Origin of the sequence: Pseudomonas sp. EA_15y_Pfl1_P101 (genome assembly GCF_963970835.1) — a bacterium.
Classification (GTDB): domain Bacteria; phylum Pseudomonadota; class Gammaproteobacteria; order Pseudomonadales; family Pseudomonadaceae; genus Aquipseudomonas; species Aquipseudomonas tritici.
Genome location: NZ_CAXAPA010000036.1, coordinates 1 through 3,096, shown reverse-complemented (window position 1 = coordinate 3,096; position 3,096 = coordinate 1). Strand labels below are relative to the sequence as shown.

Genomic DNA, 3,096 nt, shown 5'->3' with positions numbered 1-3,096 from the left:
TAGCTTTCGGTGTTTTCGTGAGATCGAACTTTCGGTTCTATCGTCTTCACACACCGCAATCTGATGCTCGTTAGAGTAGTCAAATTGCTTGGGTGTTATATGGTCAAGCCTCACGGGCAATTAGTATTGGTTAGCTCAACGCCTCACAGCGCTTACACACCCAACCTATCAACGTCGTAGTCTTCGACGGCCCTTCAGGGGACTCAAGGTCCCAGTGAGATCTCATCTTGAGGCTAGTTTCCCGCTTAGATGCTTTCAGCGGTTATCTATTCCGAACATAGCTACCCGGCAATGCCACTGGCGTGACAACCGGAACACCAGAGGTTCGTCCACTCCGGTCCTCTCGTACTAGGAGCAGCCCCTCTCAAATCTCAAACGTCCACGGCAGATAGGGACCGAACTGTCTCACGACGTTCTAAACCCAGCTCGCGTACCACTTTAAATGGCGAACAGCCATACCCTTGGGACCGGCTTCAGCCCCAGGATGTGATGAGCCGACATCGAGGTGCCAAACACCGCCGTCGATATGAACTCTTGGGCGGTATCAGCCTGTTATCCCCGGAGTACCTTTTATCCGTTGAGCGATGGCCCTTCCATACAGAACCACCGGATCACTAAGACCTACTTTCGTACCTGCTCGACGTGTCTGTCTCGCAGTCAAGCGCGCTTTTGCCTTTATACTCTACGACCGATTTCCGACCGGTCTGAGCGCACCTTCGTACTCCTCCGTTACTCTTTAGGAGGAGACCGCCCCAGTCAAACTACCCACCATACACTGTCCTCGATCCGGATAACGGACCTGAGTTAGAACCTCAAAGTTGCCAGGGTGGTATTTCAAGGTTGGCTCCACGCAGACTGGCGTCCACGCTTCAAAGCCTCCCACCTATCCTACACAAGCAAATTCAAAGTCCAGTGCAAAGCTATAGTAAAGGTTCACGGGGTCTTTCCGTCTAGCCGCGGATACACTGCATCTTCACAGCGATTTCAATTTCACTGAGTCTCGGGTGGAGACAGCGCCGCCATCGTTACGCCATTCGTGCAGGTCGGAACTTACCCGACAAGGAATTTCGCTACCTTAGGACCGTTATAGTTACGGCCGCCGTTTACCGGGGCTTCGATCAAGAGCTTCGCGTTAGCTAACCCCATCAATTAACCTTCCGGCACCGGGCAGGCGTCACACCCTATACGTCCACTTTCGTGTTTGCAGAGTGCTGTGTTTTTAATAAACAGTCGCAGCGGCCTGGTATCTTCGACCGGCATGAGCTTACGGAGCAAGTCCTTCACCCTCACCGGCGCACCTTCTCCCGAAGTTACGGTGCCATTTTGCCTAGTTCCTTCACCCGAGTTCTCTCAAGCGCCTTGGTATTCTCTACCCAACCACCTGTGTCGGTTTGGGGTACGGTTCCTGGTTACCTGAAGCTTAGAAGCTTTTCTTGGAAGCATGGCATCAACCACTTCGTTAACTAAAAGTTAACTCGTCATCAGCTCTCGGCCTTAAGATCCCGGATTTACCTAAGATCTCAGCCTACCACCTTAAACTTGGACAACCAACGCCAAGCTGGCCTAGCCTTCTCCGTCCCTCCATCGCAATAACCAGAAGTACAGGAATATTAACCTGTTTTCCATCGACTACGCTTTTCAGCCTCGCCTTAGGGACCGACTAACCCTGCGTCGATTAACGTTGCGCAGGAAACCTTGGTCTTTCGGCGTGGGTGTTTTTCACACCCATTGTCGTTACTCATGTCAGCATTCGCACTTCTGATACCTCCAGCAAGCTTCTCAACTCACCTTCACAGGCTTACAGAACGCTCCTCTACCGCATCACCTAAGTGATACCCGTAGCTTCGGTGTATGGTTTGAGCCCCGTTACATCTTCCGCGCAGGCCGACTCGACTAGTGAGCTATTACGCTTTCTTTAAAGGGTGGCTGCTTCTAAGCCAACCTCCTAGCTGTCTAAGCCTTCCCACATCGTTTCCCACTTAACCATAACTTTGGGACCTTAGCTGACGGTCTGGGTTGTTTCCCTTTTCACGACGGACGTTAGCACCCGCCGTGTGTCTCCCATGCTCGGCACTTGTAGGTATTCGGAGTTTGCATCGGTTTGGTAAGTCGGGATGACCCCCTAGCCGAAACAGTGCTCTACCCCCTACAGTGATACATGAGGCGCTACCTAAATAGCTTTCGAGGAGAACCAGCTATCTCCGAGCTTGATTAGCCTTTCACTCCGATCCACAGGTCATCCGCTAACTTTTCAACGGTAGTCGGTTCGGTCCTCCAGTTAGTGTTACCCAACCTTCAACCTGCCCATGGATAGATCGCCCGGTTTCGGGTCTATTCCCAGCGACTAGACGCCCTATTAAGACTCGCTTTCGCTACGCCTCCCCTATTCGGTTAAGCTCGCCACTGAAAATAAGTCGCTGACCCATTATACAAAAGGTACGCAGTCACCCAACAAAGTGGGCTCCCACTGCTTGTACGCATACGGTTTCAGGATCTATTTCACTCCCCTCTCCGGGGTTCTTTTCGCCTTTCCCTCACGGTACTAGTTCACTATCGGTCAGTCAGTAGTATTTAGCCTTGGAGGATGGTCCCCCCATATTCAGACAAAGTTTCTCGTGCTCCGTCCTACTCGATTTCATGACTAAGAGATTTTCGCGTACAGGGCTATCACCCACTATGGCCGCACTTTCCAGAGCGTTCCGCTAATCTCAAAGCCACTTAAGGGCTAGTCCCCGTTCGCTCGCCACTACTAAGGGAATCTCGGTTGATTTCTTTTCCTCAGGGTACTTAGATGTTTCAGTTCCCCTGGTTCGCTCCATACACCTATGTATTCAGTGTAAGGTAACCATCTTATGATGGCTGGGTTCCCCCATTCAGACATCTCCGGATCAAAGTCTGTTTGCCGACTCCCCGAAGCTTTTCGCAGGCTACCACGTCTTTCATCGCCTCTGACTGCCAAGGCATCCACCGTATGCGCTTCTTCACTTGACCATATAACCCCAAGCAATCTGGTTATACTGTGAAGACAACATTCGCCGAAAATTCGATAATACTCAATACAGAGTAACTCACAAATTTTACCTTAGCCTGATCCGT

Annotated in this window: 1 rRNA gene; it reads right to left on the bottom strand. The window is 51.2% G+C overall.

Annotated elements, in window-relative coordinates:
- Nucleotides 1-99 precede the first annotated feature (99 nt).
- Nucleotides 100-2,991, bottom strand: a 23S ribosomal RNA gene (locus tag AACY36_RS28085).
- Nucleotides 2,992-3,096 lie beyond the last annotated feature (105 nt).